Origin of the sequence: Streptomyces sp. NPDC015220 (assembly GCF_043079345.1) — a bacterium.
Lineage (GTDB): Bacteria > Actinomycetota > Actinomycetes > Streptomycetales > Streptomycetaceae > Streptomyces.
In genome coordinates this window covers 826,472-852,073 of the sequence record NZ_JBIBUK010000002.1, presented here as the reverse complement: position 1 = coordinate 852,073, position 25,602 = coordinate 826,472, and the positions used below count along the sequence as shown (strand labels likewise).

General features: G+C 71.4%; 20 protein-coding genes. 15 read left to right on the top strand and 5 right to left on the bottom strand.

Features of this window, described 5'->3' with window-relative positions; translation table 11 throughout:
- The first annotated feature begins 691 nt into the window (after window positions 1-691).
- The 15 genes from ACF061_RS08700 (at window position 692) to recQ (ending at window position 19,003) form a co-directional block, all read left to right on the top strand.
- Entirely contained in the window at window positions 692-1,051 is a 360-nt protein-coding gene (locus ACF061_RS08700) for an NADH-quinone oxidoreductase subunit A (RefSeq protein WP_392266063.1), read from the top strand.
- 15 nt (window positions 1,052-1,066) lie between these two features.
- A complete protein-coding gene (locus ACF061_RS08695) occupies window positions 1,067-1,621 on the top strand; it encodes a NuoB/complex I 20 kDa subunit family protein (RefSeq protein ID WP_392266062.1) in 555 nt (184 codons plus the stop codon).
- On the top strand, window positions 1,618-2,391 hold the full coding sequence (locus ACF061_RS08690; protein ID WP_392266061.1) for an NADH-quinone oxidoreductase subunit C: 774 nt from the start codon (window positions 1,618-1,620) through the stop codon (window positions 2,389-2,391). Before ACF061_RS08695 ends, ACF061_RS08690 begins: the two co-directional genes overlap by 4 nt.
- Window positions 2,388-3,755, top strand: coding sequence for an NADH-quinone oxidoreductase subunit D (locus ACF061_RS08685; RefSeq protein WP_392266060.1), 1,368 nt, complete (start codon window positions 2,388-2,390; stop codon window positions 3,753-3,755). Before ACF061_RS08690 ends, ACF061_RS08685 begins: the two co-directional genes overlap by 4 nt.
- Complete coding sequence (nuoE, locus tag ACF061_RS08680; protein WP_392266059.1) at window positions 3,752-4,624, top strand: NADH-quinone oxidoreductase subunit NuoE; 873 nt, start codon at window positions 3,752-3,754, stop codon at window positions 4,622-4,624. The genes ACF061_RS08685 and nuoE overlap by 4 nt, the downstream gene beginning before the upstream one ends.
- Window positions 4,624-6,000 carry an NADH-quinone oxidoreductase subunit NuoF gene (nuoF, locus tag ACF061_RS08675; RefSeq protein ID WP_392266058.1) on the top strand — a complete coding sequence of 459 codons (1,377 nt, stop codon included), beginning with the start codon at window positions 4,624-4,626 and terminating at the stop codon, window positions 5,998-6,000. Before nuoE ends, nuoF begins: the two co-directional genes overlap by 1 nt.
- The gene (locus tag ACF061_RS08670; protein WP_392266057.1) at window positions 5,997-8,501 is read left to right on the top strand and encodes an NADH-quinone oxidoreductase subunit G; all 2,505 of its coding nucleotides are present in this window, start codon (window positions 5,997-5,999) and stop codon (window positions 8,499-8,501) included. The genes nuoF and ACF061_RS08670 overlap by 4 nt, the downstream gene beginning before the upstream one ends.
- Window positions 8,498-9,862 (top strand): NADH-quinone oxidoreductase subunit NuoH, encoded by a 1,365-nt coding sequence (gene nuoH, locus ACF061_RS08665; protein WP_392266056.1) that lies wholly within the window; start codon window positions 8,498-8,500, stop codon window positions 9,860-9,862. The genes ACF061_RS08670 and nuoH overlap by 4 nt, the downstream gene beginning before the upstream one ends.
- Window positions 9,855-10,496 (top strand): NADH-quinone oxidoreductase subunit NuoI, encoded by a 642-nt coding sequence (gene nuoI, locus ACF061_RS08660; RefSeq protein WP_392266055.1) that lies wholly within the window; start codon window positions 9,855-9,857, stop codon window positions 10,494-10,496. Before nuoH ends, nuoI begins: the two co-directional genes overlap by 8 nt.
- On the top strand, window positions 10,493-11,338 hold the full coding sequence (locus ACF061_RS08655; RefSeq protein ID WP_392266054.1) for an NADH-quinone oxidoreductase subunit J: 846 nt from the start codon (window positions 10,493-10,495) through the stop codon (window positions 11,336-11,338). The genes nuoI and ACF061_RS08655 overlap by 4 nt, the downstream gene beginning before the upstream one ends.
- A complete protein-coding gene (nuoK, locus tag ACF061_RS08650) occupies window positions 11,335-11,634 on the top strand; it encodes an NADH-quinone oxidoreductase subunit NuoK (protein ID WP_018568277.1) in 300 nt (99 codons plus the stop codon). Before ACF061_RS08655 ends, nuoK begins: the two co-directional genes overlap by 4 nt.
- A 15-nt stretch (window positions 11,635-11,649) precedes the next feature.
- Window positions 11,650-13,596, top strand: a complete 1,947-nt coding sequence (gene nuoL / locus ACF061_RS08645; protein ID WP_392266053.1) for an NADH-quinone oxidoreductase subunit L — start codon at window positions 11,650-11,652, stop codon at window positions 13,594-13,596.
- A gap of 5 nt (window positions 13,597-13,601) precedes the next feature.
- Window positions 13,602-15,215 carry an NADH-quinone oxidoreductase subunit M gene (locus ACF061_RS08640; RefSeq protein WP_392266052.1) on the top strand — a complete coding sequence of 538 codons (1,614 nt, stop codon included), beginning with the start codon at window positions 13,602-13,604 and terminating at the stop codon, window positions 15,213-15,215.
- A complete protein-coding gene (gene nuoN / locus ACF061_RS08635; RefSeq protein ID WP_392266051.1) occupies window positions 15,212-16,861 on the top strand; it encodes an NADH-quinone oxidoreductase subunit NuoN in 1,650 nt (549 codons plus the stop codon). The genes ACF061_RS08640 and nuoN overlap by 4 nt, the downstream gene beginning before the upstream one ends.
- A 171-nt stretch (window positions 16,862-17,032) precedes the next feature.
- Window positions 17,033-19,003, top strand: a complete 1,971-nt coding sequence (gene recQ, locus ACF061_RS08630) for a DNA helicase RecQ (protein WP_392266050.1) — start codon at window positions 17,033-17,035, stop codon at window positions 19,001-19,003.
- Between the two features lie 449 nt (window positions 19,004-19,452).
- Here the strand turns inward: recQ and ACF061_RS08625 are convergent, their stop codons facing one another.
- The 5 genes from ACF061_RS08625 to ACF061_RS08605 are packed head-to-tail and all read right to left on the bottom strand — an operon-like array spanning window position 19,453 to window position 25,563.
- A complete protein-coding gene (locus ACF061_RS08625; protein ID WP_392266049.1) occupies window positions 19,453-22,212 on the bottom strand; it encodes a fumarate reductase/succinate dehydrogenase flavoprotein subunit in 2,760 nt (919 codons plus the stop codon).
- Between the two features lie 11 nt (window positions 22,213-22,223).
- A complete protein-coding gene (locus ACF061_RS08620) occupies window positions 22,224-23,021 on the bottom strand; it encodes an ABC transporter ATP-binding protein (protein ID WP_392266048.1) in 798 nt (265 codons plus the stop codon).
- Window positions 23,005-23,979 carry an ABC transporter permease gene (locus tag ACF061_RS08615; RefSeq protein WP_392266047.1) on the bottom strand — a complete coding sequence of 325 codons (975 nt, stop codon included), beginning with the start codon at window positions 23,977-23,979 and terminating at the stop codon, window positions 23,005-23,007. The genes ACF061_RS08620 and ACF061_RS08615 overlap by 17 nt, the downstream gene beginning before the upstream one ends.
- Window positions 23,976-25,322: an ABC transporter substrate-binding protein gene (locus ACF061_RS08610; protein WP_392266046.1), complete on the bottom strand. Its 1,347-nt coding sequence runs from the start codon at window positions 25,320-25,322 to the stop codon at window positions 23,976-23,978. The genes ACF061_RS08615 and ACF061_RS08610 overlap by 4 nt, the downstream gene beginning before the upstream one ends.
- Before the next feature lie 13 nt (window positions 25,323-25,335).
- Window positions 25,336-25,563, bottom strand: coding sequence for a ferredoxin family protein (locus ACF061_RS08605; protein ID WP_018568287.1), 228 nt, complete (start codon window positions 25,561-25,563; stop codon window positions 25,336-25,338).
- Between the last annotated feature and the right edge of the window lie 39 nt (window positions 25,564-25,602).

The following is a 25,602-nucleotide window of genomic DNA, read 5'->3' as shown; positions in this document are numbered from 1 at the left end:
GCGGACCTGCGGAAGCGCCCTCCGGGGGCGGGTCCGCGCGGCCCGGACGGTGCGGAGTGCCCGGAAGCCGCGACTCGGCGGCCGACCCGGCGGCCGGCTCGGCGAGCTTGAGGGCGCAGGGCTCGGCGGCCCGGGTGGTGGGGTCCGCGCGGGGGCGGGGGGCGGGACGTCGCGGGATGGCCCGGGCCCGGCTCCGAGGACGCCTCGGAGGTGGATCGGGGAGGGATCGCGGGAGGGCTCGCGGGCGGGGGAGGAGCTTGTGAAGGGGTGAACGTGTCCACTTCCCGTTCCAGCGTCCCTCCGATGTGTGAAAAGCAGCCCTATATCAAGGGCTTGACGTCACCCGCCACTTTGCGCCGGACGCCGGTCATCTGATATTGCGCACCTGCTCCGACCTGCAAAGACGAGGTCAAATGTCACCGTTCGTGATCGCTCGTGCGCTTCCCGTGCGAAGATCGCAGCTCATCCGACTTCATGATCCTTCGTCAGGTGGTGGAGATCACAAAGCTTGTGGAATACCCCGTGTCGCAGATCACAGAGCGTCGGGCATAAGATGCGTGGCAGTTGGGCTTGTGACCTGCTTCACATGTTCGCGATCTTCGCCGGGACGGGCGGGGACGACGGGACGGATGAGGCTGCTGTGAGCCCGCAACCGCCAGCAGTCAGTGCCGACTGAGAGGAGCGAGGAGCGGTGAACGCTTATGCGCCCATCCTCGTACTGGGAGCCCTCGGGGCAGGCTTTGCGATCTTCTCCGTGGTCATGGCCACGCTGATCGGACCGAAGCGGTACAACCGCGCCAGGCTCGAGGCGTACGAGTGCGGTGTCGAGCCGACCCCCACGCCGGCCGGCGGCGGCCGCTTCCCCATCAAGTACTACCTGACGGCGATGCTCTTCATCGTCTTCGACATCGAGATCGTCTTCCTCTACCCCTGGGCCGTCACCTTCGACGCCCTGGGTGTTTTCGGGCTCGTGGAGATGCTGCTCTTCGTGCTCACCGTCTTCGTCGCGTACGCGTACGTATGGCGGCGCGGCGGCCTGGAATGGGACTGAGGGGCCATATAAGACATGGGACTCGAAGAAAAGCTGCCGAGCGGTTTCCTGCTCACCACCGTCGAACAGGCCGCGGGCTGGGTGCGCAAGGCGTCCATCTTCCCGGCCACCTTCGGCCTCGCCTGCTGCGCGATCGAGATGATGACCACCGGCGCCGGCCGTTACGACCTGGCGCGCTTCGGCATGGAGGTCTTCCGCGGCTCGCCCCGGCAGGCGGATCTGATGATCGTGGCCGGCCGGGTCAGCCAGAAGATGGCGCCGGTCCTGAGGCAGGTCTACGACCAGATGCCCAACCCCAAGTGGGTGATCTCCATGGGCGTCTGCGCCTCCTCGGGCGGCATGTTCAACAACTACGCGATCGTCCAGGGCGTCGACCACATCGTCCCCGTCGACATCTACCTGCCCGGCTGTCCGCCGCGCCCCGAGATGCTGATGGACGCGATCCTCAAGCTCCACCAGAAGATCCAGTCCACCAAGCTCGGCGTGAACGCCGAGGAGGCGGCCCGCGAGGCGGAGGAGGCGGCGCTCAAGGCCCTGCCCACGATCGAGATGAAGGGGCTGCTGCGGTGAGCGACGCGAACGGCACCCATGGCGCGGGCGGCGCGAACGGTTCCGCGAACGGGGTCAACCCCGAAACGGACCTCGCCGCCGACAACCTCCCCGGCCGGCGCGGCCAGGGCGGTGAGGAGATCCGCGTCCAGCGCGGCATGTTCGGCGCCGCCAACGGCGGCGACACCTCTGGCTACGGCGGCCTGGTCCGCTCGGTCCGCCTCCCGGGGCCGTCCGGCCGGCCCTACGGCGGCTGGTTCGACGAGGTCGCCGACGAACTCGAGGGCGCGCTGGAGGAACAGGGCCTGCTGCCCGAGAACGCGATCGAGAAGACGGTCGTCGACCGCGGCGAACTCACCTTCCACATCGAGCGCGAGCACCTGGTCCGCGTCGCCCGCACCCTGCGCGACGACCCCGCCCTGCGCTTCGAGCTGTGCACGGGCGTCAGCGGCGTCCACTACCCGCACGACAAGGGGCGGGAACTGCACGCCGTGTACCACCTGCGCTCGATCAGCCACAACCGGCTGATCCGCCTGGAGGTCAGCGCCCCCGACGGCGATCCGCACATCCCGTCGCTGGTCGCCGTCTACCCGACGAACGACTGGCACGAGCGGGAGACCTGGGACTTCTTCGGGATCGTCTTCGACGGTCACCCGGCCCTGACCCGGATCATGATGCCGGACGACTGGCAGGGCCACCCGCAGCGCAAGGACTACCCCCTCGGCGGCATCGCCGTCGAGTACAAGGGCGCCCAGATCCCGGCTCCGGACCAGCGGAGGTCGTACTCATGAGCACGCACACCCCCTCCTCCGCCCACCAGCCCCCAGCGGACCCCTTCGCGGCGCAGGGGTCTCCCCGCGAGACCACCGAGGGCACCGTCTACACGGTCACCGGCGGCGACTGGGACGAGGTCGTCCAGTCCGCGGCCCGCGCCGACGACGAGCGCATCGTCGTCAACATGGGCCCCCAGCACCCCTCCACCCACGGAGTGCTGCGGCTGATCCTGGAGATCGAGGGCGAGACCGTCACCGAGGCCCGCTGCGGCATCGGCTACCTGCACACCGGCATCGAGAAGAACCTCGAGTTCCGCACCTGGACGCAGGGCACCACGTTCGTGACGCGCATGGACTACCTGACGTCCTTCTTCAACGAGACCGCCTACTGCCTGGCCGTCGAGAAACTGCTCGGCATCGAGGAGCAGATCACCGAGCGCGCCAAGATCATCCGGGTGCTCCTGATGGAGCTGAACCGGCTCTCCTCGCACCTGGTGTGCATCGCCACCGGCGGCATGGAGCTCGGCGCCACCACGGTCATGGTCTACGGATTCCGTGACCGCGAGATGATCCTCGACATCTACGAGCTGGTCACCGGCCTGAGGATGAACCACGCGTACATCCGGCCCGGCGGACTCGCCCAGGACCTGCCGCCCGGCGCGGTGGACCAGATCCGCGAGTTCGTGAAGAAGATGAAGAAGAACCTCCCGGAGTACGACAAGCTCGCCACCGGGAACCCCATCTTCAAGGCCCGGCTGCAGGACGTCGGCTACCTCGACCTGGCCGGCTGCATGGCCCTCGGCGCCACCGGCCCGGTCCTGCGCTCCACCGGCCTGCCGCACGACCTGCGCAAGACCCAGCCGTACTGCGACTACGAGACGTACGACTTCGACGTCCCCACCGCCGACTCCTGCGACGCCTACGGCCGTTTCCTGATCCGCGTGGAGGAGATGCACCAGTCGCTCAGGATCGTCGAGCAGTGCCTGGACCGGCTCCAGCCCGGCCCGGTCATGGTCGCCGACAAGAAGATCGCCTGGCCCGCCCAGCTCGCCCTGGGCCCGGACGGCCTGGGCAACTCCCTCGACCACATCAAGAAGATCATGGGCACTTCCATGGAGGCCCTGATCCACCACTTCAAGCTGGTCACCGAGGGCTTCCGGGTGCCACCGGGTCAGGTGTACGCGGCGGTGGAGTCGCCCAAGGGCGAACTCGGCGTGCACGCCGTGTCCGACGGCGGCACCCGTCCCTTCCGGGTCCACTTCCGCGACCCGTCCTTCACCAACCTGCAGTCCATGGCGGCGATGTGCGAGGGCGGCCAGGTCGCCGACGTCATCGTCGCCGTCGCGTCCATCGACCCCGTGATGGGAGGCGTCGACCGGTGACCACCTCTTCTTCGGAGCGGGGCGTCAGCCTGGGCATGCCCGAACTGCCCGCGCCCGGCTACCCGGACGACGTCCGCGCCCGGCTCGAGCGGGACGCGCACGAGATCATCGCCCGCTACCCCGACTCCAGGTCCGCCCTCCTGCCGATGCTGCACCTGGTGCAGTCCGAGGAGGGGCACGTCACGCGTACCGGGATGCGGTTCTGCGCGGACGTGCTCGGCCTGACCACGGCCGAGGTCAGCGCCGTCGCCACCTTCTACACCATGTACCGGCGCAAGCCGAGCGGCGACTACCAGGTGGGCGTCTGCACCAACACCCTGTGCGCGGTGATGGGCGGCGACGCCATCTTCGAGACCCTCCAGGAGCACCTGGGCGTCGGCAACGGCGAGACCACCGACGACGGCAAGGTCACCCTGGAGCACATCGAGTGCAACGCGGCCTGCGACTTCGCGCCGGTCGTGATGGTCAACTGGGAGTTCTTCGACAACCAGACCCCGGCCGGCGTCCGGCGGCTGGTCGACGACCTCCGCGCGGGACGGCCGGTGACACCGACCCGCGGCGCGCCGCTGTGCACCTTCAAGGAGACCGCCCGGATCCTGGCGGGCTTCCCCGACGAGCGGGAGGGGGCCGCCGACGCCGGCGGCAGCGCCGGGCCCGCCTCGCTGGCGGGCCTGCGCCTGGCCAGGGGAGAGACCGCGCCCGCGCGCGTGGTCCATCCCCGCGAGGGCGGCCCGCACGACGAACCGCGGGACGCCGCGGTGCACGAGCCGTCGCCCACGGAGCACCTGAGCTCCCACGACGCGCCGCAGGACACATCGGCCTCCGACCCGTCCCACGCCGCGGGACCCGTCGCAGAGGAGGGGGAGTGATGACATTGTCCACGGAATACGGGGGCGCCTCCCAGCCGGAGGCCGGAGGAGGGTCGAGCCCCGAGAAGCTGCTCGCACCCGTGCTGTCGGCCTTCTGGGACGAGGACCGGTCCTGGACGCTGGACGTGTACGGCAGGCACGGGGGGTACGAAGGACTCCGCAAGGCGCTGGCCATGTCCCCGGACGACGTGATCGCCTACGTCAAGGAGTCCGGTCTGCGCGGGCGCGGCGGCGCGGGGTTCCCGACCGGGATGAAGTGGCAGTTCATCCCCCAGGGCGATGGAAAGCCGCACTACCTGGTCGTCAACGCCGACGAGTCGGAGCCGGGGACCTGCAAGGACATCCCGCTCCTGTTCGCCAACCCGCACAGCCTCGTCGAAGGCATCGTGATCGCGTGCCACGCCATCAGGTCCTCGCACGCGTTCATCTATCTGCGTGGTGAGGTCGTCCCCGTGCTGCGCCGGCTGCACTCGGCCGTACGCGAGGCGTACGAGGCCGGTTACCTCGGCAGGAACATCCTGGGCAGCGGACTGGACCTCGACATCACCGTGCACGCCGGCGCGGGCGCGTACATCTGCGGCGAGGAGACGGCACTGCTGGACTCGCTCGAGGGCCGTCGTGGCCAACCGCGGCTCCGTCCCCCCTTCCCCGCCGTCGCGGGCCTCTACGCGTGCCCGACCGTAGTGAACAACGTCGAGTCGATCGCGTCGGTTCCCGCCATCCTGAACAACGGCAAGGAATGGTTCAGGTCGATGGGCAGCGAGAAGTCCCCGGGCTTCACGCTGTACTCGCTCAGCGGCCACGTCGCGAGCCCCGGCCAGTACGAGGCCCCGCTCGGCATCACCCTGCGCCAGCTGCTCGACATGAGCGGCGGCATGCGGCCCGGGCACCGGCTGAAGTTCTGGACCCCGGGCGGCTCCTCGACGCCGATGTTCACCGACGAGCACCTCGACGTCCCCCTCGACTACGAAGGGGTGGGGGCAGCGGGTTCCATGCTCGGCACCAAGGCGCTGCAGTGCTTCGACGAGACGACCTGCGTGGTGCGGGCGGTGACCCGCTGGACCGAGTTCTACGCCCACGAGTCCTGCGGCAAGTGCACGCCGTGCCGTGAAGGGACCTACTGGCTCGTGCAGTTGCTGCGGGACATCGAGGCCGGCAAGGGCGCCATGGCCGACCTCGACAAGCTGAACGACATCGCCGACAACATCAACGGCAAGTCCTTCTGCGCCCTCGGCGACGGAGCGGCCTCACCGATCTTCTCCTCCCTGAAGTACTTCCGCGAGGAGTACGAGGAGCACATCACGGGCCGCGGCTGCCCCTTCGACCCGGCCAAGTCGACGGCCTGGGCGGACCAGCACACGGAGGTGCCCGCATGACCGTGACCACCAACGCCCCCTCCTCGGGCGGCGAGGCGGCCCTCCCGCCGGAAGACCTCGTGACGCTGACGATCGACGGCGTGGAGATCAGCGTGCCCAAGGGCACCCTGGTGATCCGGGCCGCCGAGCAGCTCGGCATCGAGATCCCCCGGTTCTGCGACCACCCGCTGCTCGACCCGGCCGGCGCCTGCCGCCAGTGCATCGTCGAGGTCGAGGGCCAGCGCAAGCCCATGGCGTCCTGCACCATCACCTGCACCGACGGGATGGTGGTCAAGACCCACCTGACCTCACCGGTCGCCGAGAAGGCCCAGCACGGTGTGATGGAGCTGCTGCTCATCAACCACCCGCTGGACTGCCCGGTCTGCGACAAGGGCGGCGAGTGCCCGCTGCAGAACCAGGCCATGTCGCACGGCAACGCCGAGTCCCGCTTCGAAGGCAAGAAGCGGACCTACGACAAGCCCGTCCCGATCTCGACGCAGGTGCTGCTGGACCGCGAGCGGTGCGTGCTGTGCGCCCGCTGCACCCGGTTCTCCAACCAGATCGCCGGCGACCCGATGATCGAGCTGGTCGAACGGGGTGCGCTGCAGCAGGTCGGCACCGGCGAGGGCGATCCCTTCGAGTCGTACTTCTCCGGCAACACCATCCAGATCTGCCCGGTCGGCGCGCTCACCTCCGCGGCGTACCGGTTCCGCTCCCGCCCCTTCGACCTCGTCTCCTCGCCGTCCGTGTGCGAGCACTGCTCGGGAGGCTGCGCGACCCGCACCGACCACCGGCGAGGCAAGGTCATGCGACGGCTCGCCGCCGAGGACCCCGAGGTCAACGAGGAGTGGATCTGCGACAAGGGGCGGTTCGCCTTCCGCTACGCGCAGCTCAAGGACCGGCTGACGACGCCGCTGGTGCGCGACCCCGAGGGCGAACTGGTGCCGGCGTCCTGGCCGGAGGCGCTGGAGATCGCCGCCCAGGGGCTGCTCGCCTCGCGCGGCCGGACCGGCGTCCTCACCGGCGGCCGGCTCACCGTCGAGGACGCCTACGCGTACAGCAAGTTCGCGCGCGTGGCGCTGGACACCAACGACATCGACTTCCGTGCCCGCGTGCACAGCGCCGAGGAGGCCGACTTCCTGGCCGCCCGCGTCGCCGGCCGCGGCCGGGACGTGAACGGCACGGGCGTCACGTACACCGATCTGGAGAAGGCGCCCGCCGTCCTGCTCGTCGGCTTCGAGTCCGAGGAGGAGGCGCCCGGCGTCTTCCTGCGGCTGCGCAAGGCCTGGCGCAAGCACGGGCAGCGGGTGTTCGCGCTGGCCACGCACGCCACGCGGGGCCTGCTGAAGGCGGGCGGCACGCTGCTGCCGGCCGCGCCCGGCACCGAGACCGAGTGGCTGAACGCGCTGGCGAGCGGCGTCGGGCTGGAGGACACCGGCAGCCAGGCCGCCCAGGCGCTGCGCGCCGAGGGCGCGGTGCTCGTCGTCGGCGAGCGGCTGGCCTCCGTGGCGGGCGGGCTCAGCGCCGCGGTCCGGGCCGCGTCCGCGACCGGGGCCCGGCTGGTGTGGATCCCGCGCCGGGCGGGCGAGCGCGGCGCGATCGAGGCGGGCGCGCTGCCGTCGCTGCTGCCGGGCGGCCGCCCGGCCACCGACCCGCGCGCACGGGAGGAGGTCGCGGCCGTCTGGGGCGTGGCCGAGCTCCCGCACCGCTACGGCCGCGACACCGGCGAGATCGTCCGGGCCGCGGCGGACGGCGAACTCCAGGCGCTGCTCGTCGCCGGTGTGGAGATCGCCGACCTGCCCGATCCGGCCCGCGCGCGTGCCGCCCTGAGCGAGGTCGGCTTCCTGGTGTCGCTGGAGCTGCGGCCCAGCGAGGTCAGCGAGCACGCCGACGTCGTCCTGCCGGTCGCGGCCGTCGCCGAGAAGGCCGGTTCCTTCCTGAACTGGGAGGGCAGGGTGCGCTTCTTCGAGGCCGCGCTCAAGCCCGACCAGATGACCCGCCGTCTGGCCCCCAGCGACCTGCGGGTGCTGCAGATGCTGGCCGACACCATGGATGTGCACCTGGGCCTGCCGGACCTGCGGACCGCGCACGCCGAGCTGGACCGGCTCGGTGCCTGGACCGGGCCGCGCGCCGCCGACCCCGCGGAGAGCGCGGGGGCGCTGCCCCGGCCGGCCGCCGGGGAGGCCGTCCTCGCCGGCCACCGGCTACTCCTCGACCACGGCGTCCTCCAGGAGGGCGACGAGGCGCTCGCCGGCACCCGGCACGCCGCACGCGCCCGTCTGTCGGCCGCCACGGCCGCCGAGGCCGGGGTGGCGGACGGCGGGGCGATCACCGTGACCGGTCCCGACGGAGCGGTCGAACTCCCGCTGGAGATCACCGACATGCCCGACCGGGTGGTGTGGCTCCCGCTGAACTCCGTCGGCGCCGGAGTCGCCTCCGACACCGGTGCACAGCCCGGCTCCCTCGTCCGCATCGGCCCGGCGACGCGCGCGACCGGGGCCCCCAAGGAGGTGGAGGCATGAGCCCGTACCTCGCCGCGGAGAACCTCTCCATGTTCGGCACCGACCCCTGGTGGCTCGTGGTCGTCAAGGCGGTGTTCTGCTTCGCCTTCCTGATGGTGACCGTGCTGTTCTCCATCGTCTGGGAGCGCAAGGTCGTCGGCTGGATGCAGTTGCGCATCGGCCCCAACCGGAACGGCCCCTGGGGCATGCTCCAGTCGCTGGCCGACGGCGTGAAGCTGATGCTGAAGGAGGACCTCGTCGTCAAGCGCGCGGACAAGGCCGTCTACGTCCTCGCGCCGATCGTCGCGGCCATCCCGGCCTTCATGGCGATCGCGGTGATCCCCTTCGGGCCGGCGGACAACGAGATCTCGGTGTTCGGCCACCGCACGGCGATGCAGCTCACCGACCTGCCGATCGCGATGCTCTACGTCCTCGCGGCCGCCTCCGTCGGCATCTACGGCATCGTCCTGGCGGGCTGGAGCTCCGGTTCCACCTACCCGCTCCTCGGCGGTCTGCGCTCCTGCGCCCAGATGATCTCGTACGAGATCGCCATGGGCGCCGCGTTCGCCTCGGTGTTCCTGTACTCCGGATCGATGTCCACCTCGACGATCGTCGAGCAGCAGCACGACCGCTGGTACATCCTGCTGCTGCCGGTCTCCTTCGTGCTCTACATCGTCACGATGGTGGGCGAGACCAACCGGGCACCCTTCGACATGCCGGAGTCCGAGGGCGACCTGGTCGGCGGCTTCAACACCGAGTACTCGTCGATCAAGTTCGCGATGTTCATGCTCGCCGAGTACGTCAACATGGTCACGGTCTCGGCCGTGTCGACCACGCTCTTCCTGGGCGGCTGGCGGGCGCCCTGGCCGATCAGCACCTTCTGGGAGGGCGCCAACCACGGCTGGTGGCCGCTGCTCTGGTTCGTGATCAAGGTGCAGCTGCTGCTGTTCTTCTTCATCTGGCTGCGCGCCACGCTCCCGCGCGTCCGCTACGACCAGCTCATGAAGCTCGGCTGGAAGGTGCTCATCCCGGTCTCCGTGGTCTGGCTGATGCTCGTCGCGACCGTGCGGACCCTGCGCAACCAGCACTACGACTTCGCCGACATCGCCCTCTACGTGGGCGGCGGCGTACTGGCCCTGCTGGTCCTGTCCTTCGTCGCCGACATGTTCCGCGAGAAGGCGAAGACGGCCGAACCGCCCGCCGCCCGGCCCGCCGCGTTCGACCCGATGGCCGGCGGTTTCCCCGTTCCGCCGATGCCGGGACAGGAACTGCCGCCGGTGCCCAGGCGCCGCCCGCGCCGCGAGCGGGAGCTGATTGTCAGTGGCGGGCCGGACACTGTCAGTGACGGATCTCTGGATGGAAAGGAGGCGTCCGATGGCTGAGGAGCCCAAGGAGACCCAGCCCGGTTTCCTGAACCCCGTGGGCGGCTTCGGCGTGACCTTCAAGGCCATGTTCAAGAAGCGGCTGACCGAGCAGTACCCGGAGCAGAAGAAGACCACCGCTCCGCGTTTCCACGGACGGCACCAGCTCAACCGCCATCCGGACGGCCTGGAGAAGTGCGTCGGCTGTGAGCTGTGCGCCTGGGCCTGCCCCGCCGACGCCATCTACGTGGAGGGCGCGGACAACACCGACGAGGAGCGCTACTCGCCGGGCGAGCGGTACGGCCGCGTCTACCAGATCAACTACGCCCGCTGCATCCTGTGCGGCCTGTGCATCGAGGCGTGCCCCACGCGCGCGCTGACGATGACCAACGAGTTCGAGCTGGCCGACTCCAGCCGCGCGAACCTCATCTACACCAAGGAGCAGCTGCTCGCCGGCCTCGAGGACGGCATGGTCGACACGCCGCACGCCATCTACCCCGGGACGGACGAACAGGACTACTACCGGGGGCTGGTGACCGAGGCCGCGCCCGGCACGGTGCGCCAGACGGCCGTCTCCCAGGGCGAGTCCCCCCAGGACGCGTCCGCCGCCACGGGTGCGGACGAGCCGGCCTCCAAGAAGGTGATCGGCCGATGACCGCACAGCTCGCCGCCTACACCACCTCCACCGGTGAGGCCTTCCAGTTCTGGGTCCTCGGCACCGTCGCGGTGATCGGCGCCCTGTGCACCGTCTTCATGAAGAAGACCGTGCACAGCGCGCTCTGCCTGGCCGGCACCATGATCGTCCTGGCGGTGTTCTACCTCGCCAACGGCGCCTACTTCCTGGGCATCGTGCAGATCGTCGTCTACACCGGCGCGATCATGATGTTGTTCCTGTTCGTGGTGATGCTCATCGGCGTGACCGCCGCGGACTCCCTCAAGGAGACCATCAAGGGCCAGCGCTGGCTGGCCCTGGCGTGCGGTCTCGGCTTCGGCATCCTGCTCTTCGCGGGCATCGCCAACGCCTCGCTGAAGGACTTCGCCGGAACCGGCAGGGCGAACGCCAGCGGCAACGTGGAGGGACTGGCCTCCCTCATCTTCACCAAGTACGTCTACGCGTTCGAACTCACCGGCGCCCTGCTCATCACGGCCACCATCGGCGCCATGGTGCTCACCCACCGCGAGCGCACCGAGCGCGCCCGGACCCAGCGCGAGCTGTCCGAACAGCGTGTGCGCGAGGGGAAGCACCTGCCGCCGCTGCCCGCGCCCGGCGTCTACGCCCGGCACAACGCCGTGGACATCGCCGGTCTGCTGCCCGACGGCACCCCCTCCGAGCTCACCGTCAGCAGCACGCTGCGCGAGCGCGGCCAGATCCGTGACGTCTCGGCCGAGGCACTGGGCGAGCTGAAGGCCCTGGAGCAGCGTGCCGAGGAACGTCTGGAGCGCACCGGGAGCGAGCCGGTGACCCGCGGGAAGCGGCCCGAGGAGGCGTCGAAGTGAACCCGGTCAACTACCTCTATCTCGCCGCTCTGCTGTTCACGATCGGCGCCACCGGCGTGCTGATCCGGCGCAACGCCATCGTGGTCTTCATGTGCGTCGAGCTGATGCTGAACGCCTGCAACCTCGCGTTCGTCGTCTTCTCGCGGATGCACGGCAACCTCGACGGCCAGATCATCGCCTTCTTCACGATGGTCGTCGCCGCAGCGGAGGTCGTGGTCGGGCTCGCGATCATCGTGTCGCTGTTCCGCTCCCGCCACTCGGCCTCGGTCGACGACGCCAGCCTGATGAAGCTGTAAGGGGTCGGAAGAATCGTGGAGAACCTGATTGCGCTGCTGATCGCGGCGCCCCTGCTCGGAGCGGCCGTCCTCCTGGTCGGCGGCCGGCGGCTCGACGCGGTCGGCCACTGGCTCGGCACCCTGCTCGCGGCCGTCTCCTTCGGGATCGGCCTGGTCCTCTTCGCCGACCTGCTCGGCAAGGGGGCCGAGCACCGGACCATGGTCCAGCACCTGTTCAGCTGGATCCCGGTGGCCGGCTTCCAGGCCGACGTCACCTTCCGGCTCGACCAGTTGTCGATGACGTTCGTGCTGCTGATCACGGGCGTCGGCTCGCTGATCCACCTGTACTCGATCGGGTACATGGAGCACGACGAGCGGCGCCGCCGCTTCTTCGGCTATCTGAACCTGTTCCTCGCGGCGATGCTGCTGCTCGTCCTCGCCGACAACTACCTGCTGCTGTACGTCGGCTGGGAGGGCGTCGGTCTCGCCTCCTACCTGCTGATCGGCTTCTGGCAGCACAAGCCCAGCGCCGCCACCGCCGCGAAGAAGGCCTTCCTGGTCAACCGCGTCGGCGACATGGGCCTGTCGATCGCGATCATGCTGATGTTCACGACCTTCGGGACCTTCGCCTTCGGCCCGGTCCTGAGCCACACGGGCGGCACCGGCGAGGGCAGGCTCACCGCCATCGCCCTGATGCTGCTGCTCGCCGCCTGCGGCAAGTCCGCCCAGGTGCCGCTGCAGTCCTGGCTCGGGGACGCGATGGAGGGCCCGACCCCGGTGTCCGCCCTCATCCACGCGGCCACCATGGTCACCGCGGGCGTCTACCTGATCGTCCGCTCCGGAGCGATCTTCAACGCCGCGCCCGACGCCCAGCTCGTCGTCACCGTGGTCGGTGCGGTCACGCTGCTGTTCGGTGCGATCGTCGGTTGCGCGAAGGACGACATCAAGAAGGCGCTGGCCGGCTCGACGATGTCGCAGATCGGCTACATGGTGCTGGCCGCCGGCCTCGGCCCCATCGGCTACGTCTTCGCGATCATGCACCTGGTGACCCACGGCTTCTTCAAGGCCGGGCTGTTCCTCGGCGCCGGTTCGGTCATGCACGGCATGAACGACGAGGTCGACATGCGCAGGTACGGCGGCCTGCGCAAGTACATGCCGGTCACGTTCATCACCTTCGGCCTCGGTTACCTCGCCATCATCGGTTTCCCCGGCCTGTCCGGCTTCTTCTCCAAGGACAAGATCATTGAGGCGGCCTTCGCCAAGGGCGGCACCGAGGGCTGGATCCTCGGCGGAGCGGCCCTGCTGGGCGCGGCGATCACGGCGTTCTACATGACGCGCGTGATGCTGATGACGTTCTTCGGCGAGGAGCGCTGGAGGAACCGGCCGACCGCCTCTCCCGCGGAGCCCGGTGTGGAACCGGCCGCCGAGGAGCGCGGCGCCCATGCCGAGCCGCACCCGCACGAGTCGCCCGGGGTCATGACGATCCCGATGATCGTGCTGGCCGTCGGGTCGGTCTTCGGCGGCGCGTTCTTCAGCATCGGCGACCGCTTCCTGCACTGGCTGGAGCCGGTCACCGGGCACAGCGAGGGCGACTCGCCGCTGAGTGCCGCGGTGATCACCGGCGCGACCATGGTGTGCCTGGTGGCCGGCGTCGCCATCGCCTGGGCCCAGTACGGCCGCAAGCCGGTCCCGGCCGTGGCCCCGCGCGGGTCGCTGCTCACCCGGGCCGCCCGGCGCGACCTGCTCCAGGACGACTTCAACCACGTCGTCCTCGTCCGCGGCGGCGAGCACCTCACGCGTTCGCTGGTGTACGTCGACCACACCCTGGTCGACGGTGTCGTCAACGGCACGGCGGCCTCGATGGGCGGCCTGTCCGGGCGGATGCGCCGGCTGCAGAACGGCTTCGCGCGTTCGTACGCGGTCTCGATGTTCGGCGGTGCGGCGCTGCTGGTCGCCGCGACCCTGCTGATGAGGGCGGTCTGATACCGATGTCCTTTCCCCTGCTGACAGCGACGGCGGTGCTCCCGGCCCTCGGGGCCGTCGCCACGGCCGCCGTACCTGCCGCGCGGCGCGCCGCCGCCAAGTGGCTGGCGCTCCTCGTCTCGCTCGCCACGCTGGCGCTGGCCGTCGTCGTCCTGGTCCGCTTCGACCCGGGCGGCGCCCGCTACCAGCTCACCGAGTCCCACTCGTGGATCGCGGCCTTCGGGGTCAGATACGAACTGGGCGTGGACGGGATCGGGGTGGCGCTGGTCGCGCTGACCGCCCTGCTGATCCCGTTCGTCGTCCTCGCGGGCTGGCACGACGCCGACACCTCCCCGGGCTCTCGGAGCCGTTCGGGCGGGGAAGGCGCCAAGGAGAGCGGCCGGCCTTACCACTGGCGGCCGACGCAGGGCTTCTTCGCGCTGATCCTGGCCGTCGAGGCGATGGTGATCGTCTCCTTCGAGGCCACCGACGTCTTCCTCTTCTACGTCTTCTTCGAGGCCATGCTCATCCCGATGTACTTCCTCATCGGCGGCTTCGGGGACCGTGCCCACGAGCACGGGGAGGAGGCGGCGTCGACCCAGCGGTCGTACGCGGCGGTGAAGTTCCTCCTCTACAACCTGGCCGGCGGTCTGATCATGCTGGCCGCGGTGATCGGCCTGTACGTGGTCGCCGGGAACTTCTCGCTCACCGAGATCGCGCACGCCCGCGCCAGCGGCTCCCTGCACATGGCCACCAGCACCGAACGGTGGCTGTTCCTCGGCTTCTTCTTCGCCTTCGCGGTGAAGGCGCCGCTGTGGCCGCTGCACACCTGGCTGCCCAACGCGATGGGGGAGGCCACCGCCCCGGTCGCCGTGCTCATCACGGCGGTGGTCGACAAGGTCGGCACCTTCGCGATGCTCCGCTTCTGCCTCCAGCTCTTCCCCGAGGCCAGCAAGTGGGCCACGCCGGTGATCCTCGTGCTGGCCGTGATCAGCATCATCTACGGGGCGCTGCTCGCGGTGGGCCAGCGGGACATCAAGCGCCTGATCGCGTACGCGTCGATCTCGCACTTCGGCTTCATCATCATGGGCATCTTCGCGATGACCAGCCAGGGCCAGTCCGGTGCGACGCTCTACATGGTCAACCACGGCATCTCGACGGCAGCGCTCCTGCTGGTCGCCGGGTTCCTGATCTCCCGGCGCGGCTCCCGGCTCATCGCCGACTACGGCGGCGTCCAGAAGGTCGCGCCGGTACTGGCCGGGACCTTCCTGGTCGGCGGACTGGCGACCCTGTCGCTGCCGGGGCTGGCGCCCTTCGTCAGTGAGTTCCTGGTCCTGGTCGGCACGTTCACCCGGCATCCGGCCATCGGCGTCATCGCCACCCTCGGCATCGTGCTGGCCGCGCTGTACACCCTCGTCCTCTACCAGCGGACGATGACCGGCCCGGTGAAGCCCGAGGTCTCGGCCATGCCGGACCTGCGGGTGCGCGAGCTGGTGGTGGTGGCGCCGCTGATCGTGCTGCTGATCTTCCTGGGCGTCTATCCGAAGCCCGTCACGGACATCGTCAACCCGGCGGTCAAGCAGACCATGTCGGACGTACACAAGACCGACCCCAAGCCCGCGGTGGAGGCGGCCAAGTGAGCGCAGCAGCCGTCCACAGCCTGTGGACAACAGCGGCCGACCCGATCTCGAAGATCGACGCGCCGAAGATCGAATACGGGCAGCTCTCGCCCACCCTGATCGTCGTCGGCGCGGCGATCGTGGGGGTGCTCGTCGAGGCGTTCGTCCCGCGCAGGTCCCGCTACTACGCGCAGGTGTTCGTGTCCGCCGTGGCGCTCTGCGCCGGCTTCGCCGCGGTGATCGCGCTGGCGGCGGACGGGTACGGCACCACCAAGGCGCACATCGCGGCGATGGGCGCCGTCGCCGTCGACGGCCCGTCGCTGTTCCTCCAGGGCACGATCCTGCTGTCGGGCCTGGTCGGCCTGTTCACCTTCGCCGAGCGGCGGCTGGACCCGGCGGCGCACGGCAACCGGGTCGACTCCTTCGCCGCCCAGGCGTCGTCCGTGCCGGGCAGCGACGGCGAGCAGGCCGCGGTGAAGGCCGGTTTCACCACGACCGAGGTCTTCCCGCTGCTGCTCTTCGCCGTCGCCGGCATGCTGGTGTTCCCCGCGGCGAACGACCTGCTGACGCTGTTCGTGGCCCTGGAGGTCTTCTCCCTCCCGCTCTACCTGCTGTGCGCGCTGGCCCGCCGCAAGCGGCTCATGTCGCAGGAGGCCGCGGTCAAGTACTTCCTGCTCGGTGCGTTCGCCTCCGCCTTCACCCTGTTCGGCATCGCACTGCTGTACGGCTACGCGGGCTCGGTGTCGTACGCGACGATCGCGCGGGTGGTCGAGGGGAACGTGCCGAACGTCGACCCGGCGCTCGCCAACACCATGGGCAACGACGCGCTGCTCCTGGTCGGCACCGCGATGGTCGTCATGGGCCTGCTGTTCAAGGTGGGCGCGGTGCCGTTCCACATGTGGACGCCGGACGTCTACCAGGGCGCGCCGACCCCGGTCACCGGGTTCATGGCGGCCGCGACCAAGGTGGCGGCGTTCGGCGCGCTGCTGCGGCTGCTGTACGTGGTGCTGCCGGGGATGCGCTGGGACTGGCGGCCGGTCATGTGGGGCGTGGCTATCATCACCATGCTGGGCGGTGCGATCGTCGCGATCACCCAGACCGACATCAAGCGCCTGCTGGCCTACTCGTCCATCGCGCACGCCGGCTTCATCCTCGCCGGTGTCATCGCCACCTCGAAGGACGGCGTCTCCTCCGTCCTCTTCTACCTGGCCGCGTACTCCTTCGTGACGATCGGCGCGTTCGCCGTGGTCACGCTGGTGCGCGACGCGGGCGGCGAGGCGACGCACCTGTCGAAGTGGGCCGGGCTGGGCCGCCGCTCGCCCCTGGTGGCGGCGGTGTTCGCGGTGTTCCTGCTGGCCTTCGCCGGCATCCCGCTGACCTCCGGGTTCGCCGGGAAGTTCGCCGTGTTCAAGGCCGCGGCGGAGGGCGGCGCGGCTCCGCTGGTGGTGATCGGTGTGATCTCGTCCGCGATCGCGGCCTTCTTCTACATCCGGGTGATCGTGCTGATGTTCTTCAGCGAGCCGCGGCCGGAGGGCCCGACGGTGGCGGTGCCCTCGCCGCTGACGATGACCGCGATCGGCGTGGGCGTGGCGGTCACGGTGGTCCTCGGCGTGGCCCCGCAGTACTTCCTGGACCTGGCGAACCAGGCGGGGGTCTTCGTGCGCTGAGCCGGTCCGCCTCCGCGCCCCGCGGCTGCCCGGCGCCTCCGACAGCGGAGGGCCGGGCAGTCGTATGTACGGATGTCCGGTCCAGCGGCCTGTGGACAACTCCCGGGGCTGTCGGCGCGGACCCCTATCGTTGAGGCAGTGGTCGAGGGACGACGTACGGGGAACGAGACGATGAGCGGGACGGGTGGTGTCACCGAGATGCCAGTGACGGACAGCGAGGCGCTGGCCACGCTGCGCCGGGTCTTCGGATACGAGGCATTCCGGGGCGAGCAGGAAGCGGTCATCGAGCATGTGGTGGCGGGCGGCGATGCCGTCGTCCTCATGCCCACCGGTGGCGGCAAGTCGCTGTGCTACCAGATTCCGGCCCTGGTCAGACCCGGTACGGGCATCGTGGTCTCGCCGCTGATCGCGCTGATGCAGGACCAGGTGGACGCCCTGCGCGCGCTGGGCGTGCGCGCCGGCTTCGTCAACTCCACTCAGGACTTCGACGAGCGGCGCGTGGTGGAGGCGGAGTTCCTGGCGGGCGAGCTGGACCTGCTCTACCTGGCGCCGGAGCGACTGCGCCTGGACGCCACGCTCGACCTGCTGTCCCGCGGCAAGATCTCCGTCTTCGCCATCGACGAGGCGCACTGCGTGTCCCAGTGGGGCCACGACTTCCGCCCCGACTACCTCGCGCTGTCGCTGCTCGGCGAGCGCTGGCCGGACGTGCCCCGCATCGCCCTCACGGCGACCGCCACGCACGCCACGCACCAGGAGATCACCCAGCGGCTGGGCATGCCGCGGGCCCGGCACTTCGTGGCGAGCTTCGACCGGCCCAACATCCAGTACCGGATCGTGCCCAAGGCCGACCCCAGGAAGCAGTTGCTGGCCTTCCTGCGCGAGGAGCACCCGGGCGACGCGGGCATCGTGTACTGCCTCTCGCGGAACTCGGTGGAGCGGACGGCTGAGTTCCTGACGGGCAACGGCATCGCGGCGGTGCCCTACCACGCGGGCCTGGACGCGGCCACCCGCGCCGCGCACCAGTCCCGGTTCCTGCGGGAGGACGGCCTGGTCGTCGTCGCCACGATCGCCTTCGGCATGGGCATCGACAAGCCGGACGTACGCTTCGTCGCCCACCTGGACCTGCCCAAGTCGGTCGAGGGCTACTACCAGGAGACCGGCCGCGCGGGCCGGGACGGACTGCCGTCCACGGCGTGGATGGCCTACGGCCTGAACGACGTCATACAGCAGCGCAAGCTGATCCAGTCCGGCGAGGGCGACGAGGCGTTCCGCCGTCGGGCCGCCGCCCACCTGGACTCGATGCTCGCGCTGTGCGAGACGGCCCAGTGCCGCCGCGGCCGGCTCCTCACCTACTTCGGCCAGGACCCGGACCCGGCCGGCTGCGGCAACTGCGACACCTGTCTGACCCCGCCGGAGACCTGGGACGGCACGGTCGCGGCCCAGAAGGTGCTGTCGACGGTGGTCCGGCTGCAGCGCGAGCGGGGACAGAAGTTCGGGGCGGGACAGATCATCGACATCCTGCTCGGCAAGCGCACCGGCAAGGTCATCCAGTTCGACCACGACCAGCTCTCCGTCTTCGGCATCGGCGAGGACCTGACCGAGGGCGAATGGCGTGGCGTCGTGCGGCAGGCGCTGGCCCAGGGCCTGCTCGCGGTCGAGGGCGAGTACGGCACGCTGGTGCTGACCGAAGCGAGCGCGTCGGTGCTGCGCGGCGAACGGGAGGTGCCGTTGCGCAAGGAGCCGAAGCGGCCGTCCGCGGCCCGGCAGGGCGCCTCGCCGTCCGCTTCGGGACGGGCCAGGGGCAAGGCCGTCGCGGCCGAACTGCCGGAGGAGCTCCAGCCCGCCTTCGAGGCCCTGCGCGCCTGGCGTGCCGAACAGGCCCGCGAGCAGGGCGTCCCGGCGTACGTCATCTTCCACGACGCGACGCTCCGCGAGATCGTCACGGCCTGGCCCACGTCGGTGGCGCAACTGGGCACGGTCGGCGGGGTCGGCGAGAAGAAGCTGGCCACGTACGGCGAGGGTGTCCTCGGGGTGTTGGAGTCGCTGGGCGGGCCGTCCGGCTCGGGGACGGCCGACCAGGACGAACCGGAGCCGGAGGAGTGGCCCGAACCGGACCCGGAGCCCGAGCCGGACTGGACATGAGGCCCCGCGCGGCCCGGCCCGGCACCTGATCAGGGCGGCCGCGGTCCGGCGGCCGCGTCCGGCCGCCGGGCCCGGGTGGCGGACCGCAGGCGGCCCGGACGGACGGACACCGGCCTCGGACCAGGGCGTCCGGGTAATGCCCCCGGGCGATGGCGTCCGGGGACCGGCTCACCGGGCGGCGGCGACCGGCGCGAGCTCACCGGTCCGGGGCGACCGGGTGTCCGTCCCCCGGGCGCAGGCGTCCGGGGACCGGCTCGTCGTTCCGGTGTGATCGGGGACCGACTCACCGGGCGGCGGCGACCGGCGCGAGCTCACCGGTCCGGGGCGACCGGGTGGTGACCTCCAAGTGTCCGTCCCCCGGGTGTAGGCGTCCGGGGGGCGGCTCACCGGGTGACCGCGACCGGGTATCCGCCGGGGCGAGGGCGCGAGCGACCGGAGCCGGCGGTCGGTCACATGGCCCGCGACGCGTACGCCCTGACGTCCGCGTCCGAATCCGCCGTGGCGGTGGCCAGGGCGGCGCGGGCGGCATGCGAGCCGGTGTGCCGGGCCAGGGCCAGGACGGCGGCCTTGCGGACGTCCGCGTTGGGATCGGCGAGCGCCTTGGCCAGAGCCGGCACGGCGGTGTCGGCGTCCGCGGCGGACAGGGCTGTCGCGGCGCCCGCCCTGACCTGCCAGGCCGGGTCGTCCAGGGCCGCCACGGCGCGCCCGGCCGGCGCGGGCGGGCACCCGGCGGCGCCCAGCGCCTCGAACGCCGCGCCGCGCACCAGGGCGTCCGGGTCCTCGGTCAAGCCCACCAGCGTGGTGGCGGCGAGGCGCCCGCCGTCCACGCCGGCCAGGGCCTTGGCCACCGTGACGCGGACCTCGCGGGACGGATCGCCGGCCGCGCGCGTCAGCGGCTCGACGGCGTCGACCGAGACCAGGGCGCGCACGGCCTCGATGCGCACGGCCTGCTCCGGGTCGGCCAGGGCGGCGGCGAACAGCTCGGCGCCGCCGAGGCGCAGCGCGCGCAGCACGTCCAGGGCGGCGGCCCGGACCACCGGGTCGGGTCCGGCCAGCGCCTCGGTGAGACCGCCGCGCAGGGCGGGGTCGGGGGGCAGGGTCTCGACCAGTTCCCGCAGGGACGCCGCCGCGGCGGCGCGGACGTCGCCGTGCGGGTCGCGCAGTGCTTCGGCGAGGGCGGCGCCGGTTCCGGCCGGCACGGTCTCGGTGAGCACACCGACCGCGGCCCGCCGCACGTCGGCGTCGGGGTCGGCCAGATAGGGGCGCAGAGCGGTCAGCTCCGGCGCCTCGTCGGCCAGGGCGACCAGTTCCAGGAGCCGTGCGGAGGCGGCGCCGGAGTCCCGGGTGACCGGAGCGACCGGAGCGACCGGGGCGACCGCCGGGCCGGGGGCCGCGGTGCCGGGCGCGGGGGTGCCGCCGAGCGGCGCGGGGGCGGCGTCCCGGGACCCGGCGGTCGCCACGTCCTCGGCGTGCACCTCGCCCAGGTGCCGGGAGGGACCGCCCACGGGGGCGAAGCCGTCCACCGGCACCAGATAGGGGGCCACCGGGCGAGCCGTGAACTCCATCGCACCGGAGGGGGACTTGCGCAGATCGAGATGGTGGAACCAGGACGCGTCGTCGCGCCGCGGATGGTCGAGGCGGTCGTGGTAGAGGCCCCAGCGGGACTCCGTGCGGGCCAGCGAGGCGCGGGCGGCCATCTCCGCGCAGTCGCGGATGAAGGTGACCTCCGCGCAGCGCATCAGCTCGTGCGGGGTGCGCGCGCCCATCGAGGCGATGTCGGCCCGCATCCGTTCGAAGGCCTCCAGGGCGAGCGACAGCCGGGCGCCCGACTTCGGCGGGGCCACGTAGTCGTTGACGAGGCGGCGCAGCTTGTACTCGACCTGGGTCTGCGGCGGACCGTCGGGGTTGCGCAGCGGGCGGTAGACCAGCTCGTGGGCCGCACGCAGCTGGTCGCCGGGCAGTTCGCCCCGGTAGGGGCGGTACCGGGCCGCGTCCTGGCCCGCCAGCTCCCCGAAGACGAAGGCGCCGATCATGTAGTTGTGCGGCACACAGGCCAGGTCCCCGGCGGCGTACAGGCGCGGGACGGTGGTCCGCGCGTGGTCGTCGACGCGGACGCCCGAGGCGGAGTGGCCGCCGCACAGGCCGATCTCGGAGATGTGCATCTCCACGTCGTGGGTGCGGTAGTCGTGGCCGCGGCCGGAGTGGAAGGTGCCGCGGGTGGGACGTTCGGTGGAGTGCAGGATCGACTCCAGCGCCGAGACGGACTCCTCGGGCAGGTGGCTCAGCTTCAGGTAGACCGGTCCCCGGTCGGAGGCGACCTCCGCGGCGAACTCCGCCATCATCTGGCCGGACCAGTAGTCGGAGTCGACGAACCGCTCGCCGTGCCGGTTGACCTGGTAGCCGCCGAAGGGGTTGGCGACATAGGCGCAGGCCGGGCCGTTGTAGTCCTTGATCAGCGGGTTGATCTGGAAGCACTCGATGCCGGTGAGCTCGGCGCCGGCGTGATAGGCCATGGCGTAGCCGTCGCCCGCGTTGGTCGGGTTCTCGTAGGTGCCGTACAGGTAGCCGGAGGCGGGCAGGCCCAGGCGGCCGCAGGGGCCGGTCGCGAGGATCACCGCGCCCGCGCGCACGACGACGAACGCGCCGGTGCGGGTGTGCAGGGCGGCCGCGCCCACCGCCCGGCCGTCCTCACCGGCCGTCAGCACCCGGACCGGCATGAGGCGGTTCTCGATCCGGATGCGCTCGCGCATCTCGCGTCGCCGCAGCTGCCGGTACAGGACCTTCTTCACGTCCTTGCCCTCGGGCATCGGCAGCACGTAGGAGCCGGAGCGGTGCACCTGCCGGACCGCGTACTCGCCGTGCTCGTCCTTCTCGAACTTCACCCCGTACGACTCCAGTCGCCGCACCATGGCGAAGCCGCGGGTGGCGGTCTGGCGGACGGTGGACTGGTCGACGATGCCGTCGTTGGCGCGGGTGATCTCGGCGACGTAGTCGTCGGGTTCGGCGCGGCCGGGGACGACCGCGTTGTTGACGCCGTCCATGCCCATGGCGAGCGCGCCGGAGTGCCGGACGTGCGCCTTCTCCAGCAGCAGCACGTCGGCGCCGCGCTCGGCGGCGGTCAGGGCGGCCATGGTGCCGGCGGTGCCGCCGCCGATGACCAGGACGTCGCAGGTCAGTTCTTCGGCGTCGGTGAGGGCGGGGATCTCCACCTGGGGGCCTTTCAGATACCGAGGGAGGACAGGACGTCGCGCCTGAGGGCCGTGCGCGCCGGGTCGTCGTGGGCCGCCCGCTCACGCGGACGCGGCACGTCGCGCACGGCGAGCAGGCGTCCGGCGCCGAGCAGCGCCACGCGGTCGCCGAGGAAGAGGGCCTCGTCGACGTCGTGGGTGACGAAGACGACCGTCGCCCCCGTGCCGTTCAGCACGTCCACCAGCAGGTCCTGCATGCCGGCGCGGGTCTGGGCGTCGAGGGCGCCGAACGGTTCGTCCATCAGGACCGCGCGGGGGCTGCCGGCCAGCGCGCGGGCCAGTTGGGCGCGCTGGCGCTGCCCGCCGGAGACACGGTGGGGCAACTTTCCGGCCTGCTCAGCCAGTTGGACCCGGCCCAGCCAGGACTCGGCCCGGGCGCGCCGCTCGGTGCGGGGCAGGCCCGCGATGGCCAGCGGGAGTTCGACGTTGGCCCGCAGGGAGCGCCAGGGGAGCAGGGCGTCCTCCTGGAAGACCAGGGCACGTTCGGCGGCGGGCGCGGTCAGCGGCCGCCCGTCCTCGGTGACCGTCCCGTCGAGGGGCGGCAGCAGACCGGCCAGGGTGCGCAGCAGCGTCGACTTGCCGCAGCCCGAGGGGCCCACGACGGTGAGGATCTCGCCGGGGGCGACGTCCAGGTCGACGCCGTCCACAGCGGGGGAGTCCGGGCGGCCCAGCACGGCGCCGCGCAGGGCGAGCCGGATGCCCTGTTCCGGTGCGGACGGCGTCGTCGTCCGCCCGGCGGCGGGCGCCTGTGTCTCAGACGAGGTGCTCATCGCGCGCCTCCTCCTCGGGTTCCTCGTGCACGGTGGCGGGGGTGGGCGGTGGTGCGGCGGGCCGTCGCGGGCGGGGCCGGGCGGTGGGGGCGCGGGAGGCGCGCGGCAGCCAGCGCGTCAGACGGCGGCCCAGGAGTTCCACGGCCGTGGAGGTCAGCCAGCCGAGCACGCCGATGGTGACCATGCCGACGAAGACGTCCGGGTAGTCCACGACCGTGTAGTCCTGCCAGGTGCGGTAGCCGACGCCGTACTGGCCGGAGATCATCTCGGCGGAGATCACGCAGATCCACGAGACGCCGATGCCGACCGACAGGCCGCCGAAGATGCCGGGCAGCGCGCCCGGCAGCACCACCGATCCCAGCACGCGCCACCGGCCGCCGCCCATCGTGCGCACCGCCTCCTCCCACACCGGGGTGAGCGCGCGGACCGCGTGCCGGGTGGAGACCAGGACCGGGAAGAAGGCGGCGGTGCAGGTGATGAAGACGATGCCCTGCTCGTTGGAGGGGAAGAGGAGGATGGCGACGGGGACGAGGGCGATCGCCGGGATCGGGCGGACCACCTCCAGGAGCGGACCGAGCAGGTCCTCGGCGAGCCGGGAGCGGGCCACGAGCACGCCCGTGGCCACGCCCAGCACGGCGGCCAGCGCGAAGCCGGTGACGATCCGGGTGAGGCTGTCGGTCAGGTCCGTCCAGTAGTCCGGGCCGGCCAGCCGGGCGGCCAGGGCGCGGGCCACCTCGGCGACCGTCGGGAACTGCGAGAAGCGCAGCCACACATCGATCTTCAGGCTGGTCAGCGCCTGCCACAGACCGAGCGCGGCCGCCAGGGAGAGGAGCCGCAGCGCGTACCGGCCCGCGCGTGCGGAGCGCCGGCCGGCGTGGGCGCTCCGGCCGGGTCGCGCGGGTCGTGGGGGCCGGACTGGTCGTGCGGACCGGTCGGCCCGCGGAGCCCGCCCGGTCATGACGCCCGCTCCAGCGCCTCGGCGTAGGAGACCGTACGGCCCCCCGGGTGCGCGGCGACGTACGCCCGGGCGGTGGCCGGTGCGACGAACGGCAGCAGTTCGGTTCCGTCGGCGACCCACACCGCCTTGTCGGCGAACCACGGCGTGCCGGTCGTGGCGTCGGGAACGTACGCGGCGCGGATGCCGCCGCCGTGCTCGGCAACATGGGCCAGCAGACGTCTCGGCGAATCGAAGGCGCGGGTGCGGGAGGCGCCCTTCTCCCACACCTCGCTCGTGGCGGGCGGCGGCGTGGCGGCGAGGGCCTTCGAGTACGCCGTGCCGAGGGCCTTCCTCACGTACCGGTCGTCGACGAAGGAGTCCACGTCGATGTCGCCGGTCAGCCCGGCGGACTTGAGGATCGGCACGTCCTGCTTCAGGGCGGACACCAGCTCGGGTCTGACGGCCGGGTCGAAGGTGGCGATGCCGTGGGCGCCGTTGTAGAGGTAGACCACCTCGGCGGGCAGGCCGGTGGCCCCGGCGACCCGCTCGGCCGCGTCGACCGGGTGGGCGTGGAGGTACTCCGTCGTCTCGGCCTGCGCCTTGAGGAACGCCTCCAGGACGGCGGTGTGCTTCTCGGCGAAGTCGGCGCGGACGGCGACGCCGTGGAAGGTGGGCAGGTCGGACTGGGCGCCGTCGTAGAGGGCCTTCGCCTTGCCCTGGTAGGCGAGCAGGCCGGGCCAGGCGACGAACTGCGACAGCGCGTCCACGCTGCCCCCGGCCAGTGCCGAGGCGCCCACCGCCGGCTGCTGGTTCAGCTTCTCGATCCCCTTGTCCGGGTCCACGCCGGCGCGGCGCAGGGCGCGTACGAGGGTGCCGTCGGCGGCGGAGCCGATGCTGGTGGAGACCTTCCTGCCCTTGAGGTCCGTCAGGGAGGTGAGCTGGGAGTCGGGCGCGGTGACGATGGTGTTCAGGCCGCCGCGCAGGTTGTAGCCGGTCACCGACACCAGCCGGGTGGGACGGTCGAGCTGCTTGCCGCGGGCCGCGTTGATCAGCAACGGGAAGTCGCCCATCGAGCCGATGTCGATCTTCCCGGCGGTCATCTGCGCGGTGATGGGGGCGCCGGTGGCGTAGTCCTGCCAGGAGACCTTGTAGGTGTGGCCGTCGTGGCGGGCGTTGAGCTGCTTCTCGAAGTAGCCCAGGGAGCGCAGGAGCGTCCCGGCGGTGACGGTGTTGATGGTCCTGGACTGGTAGCCGACGGTGACCGTGACCGTGGTGCCGTCACCGCCGGCCGCCGCGGTTCCGCCGCAGGCGGACAGCGGCAGGAGCAGGGCGGCGGCGCTCAGGACGACTGGTGTGCGTCTCATGGGGTGGGGCCTCTCACCGCAGCAGATAGGGCATGTTGACCGTCACGGCTCCGGTGGGACAGCGGGCCGCGCACGGACCGCAGTACCAGCACTCGTCGACGTGCATGTACGCCTTGCCGCTGCTGGTGTCGATGGCGAGGGAGTCCAGCGGGCACATGTCCACGCACAGCGTGCAGCCGTCGATGCACTTCGACTCGTCGATGGTCACGGGCACGTCGGCCCGCTGGGGCGCCAAGGGCATGGCTGTCTCCGGGGAGGTCGTACGTCGGTGAGAGAGGAA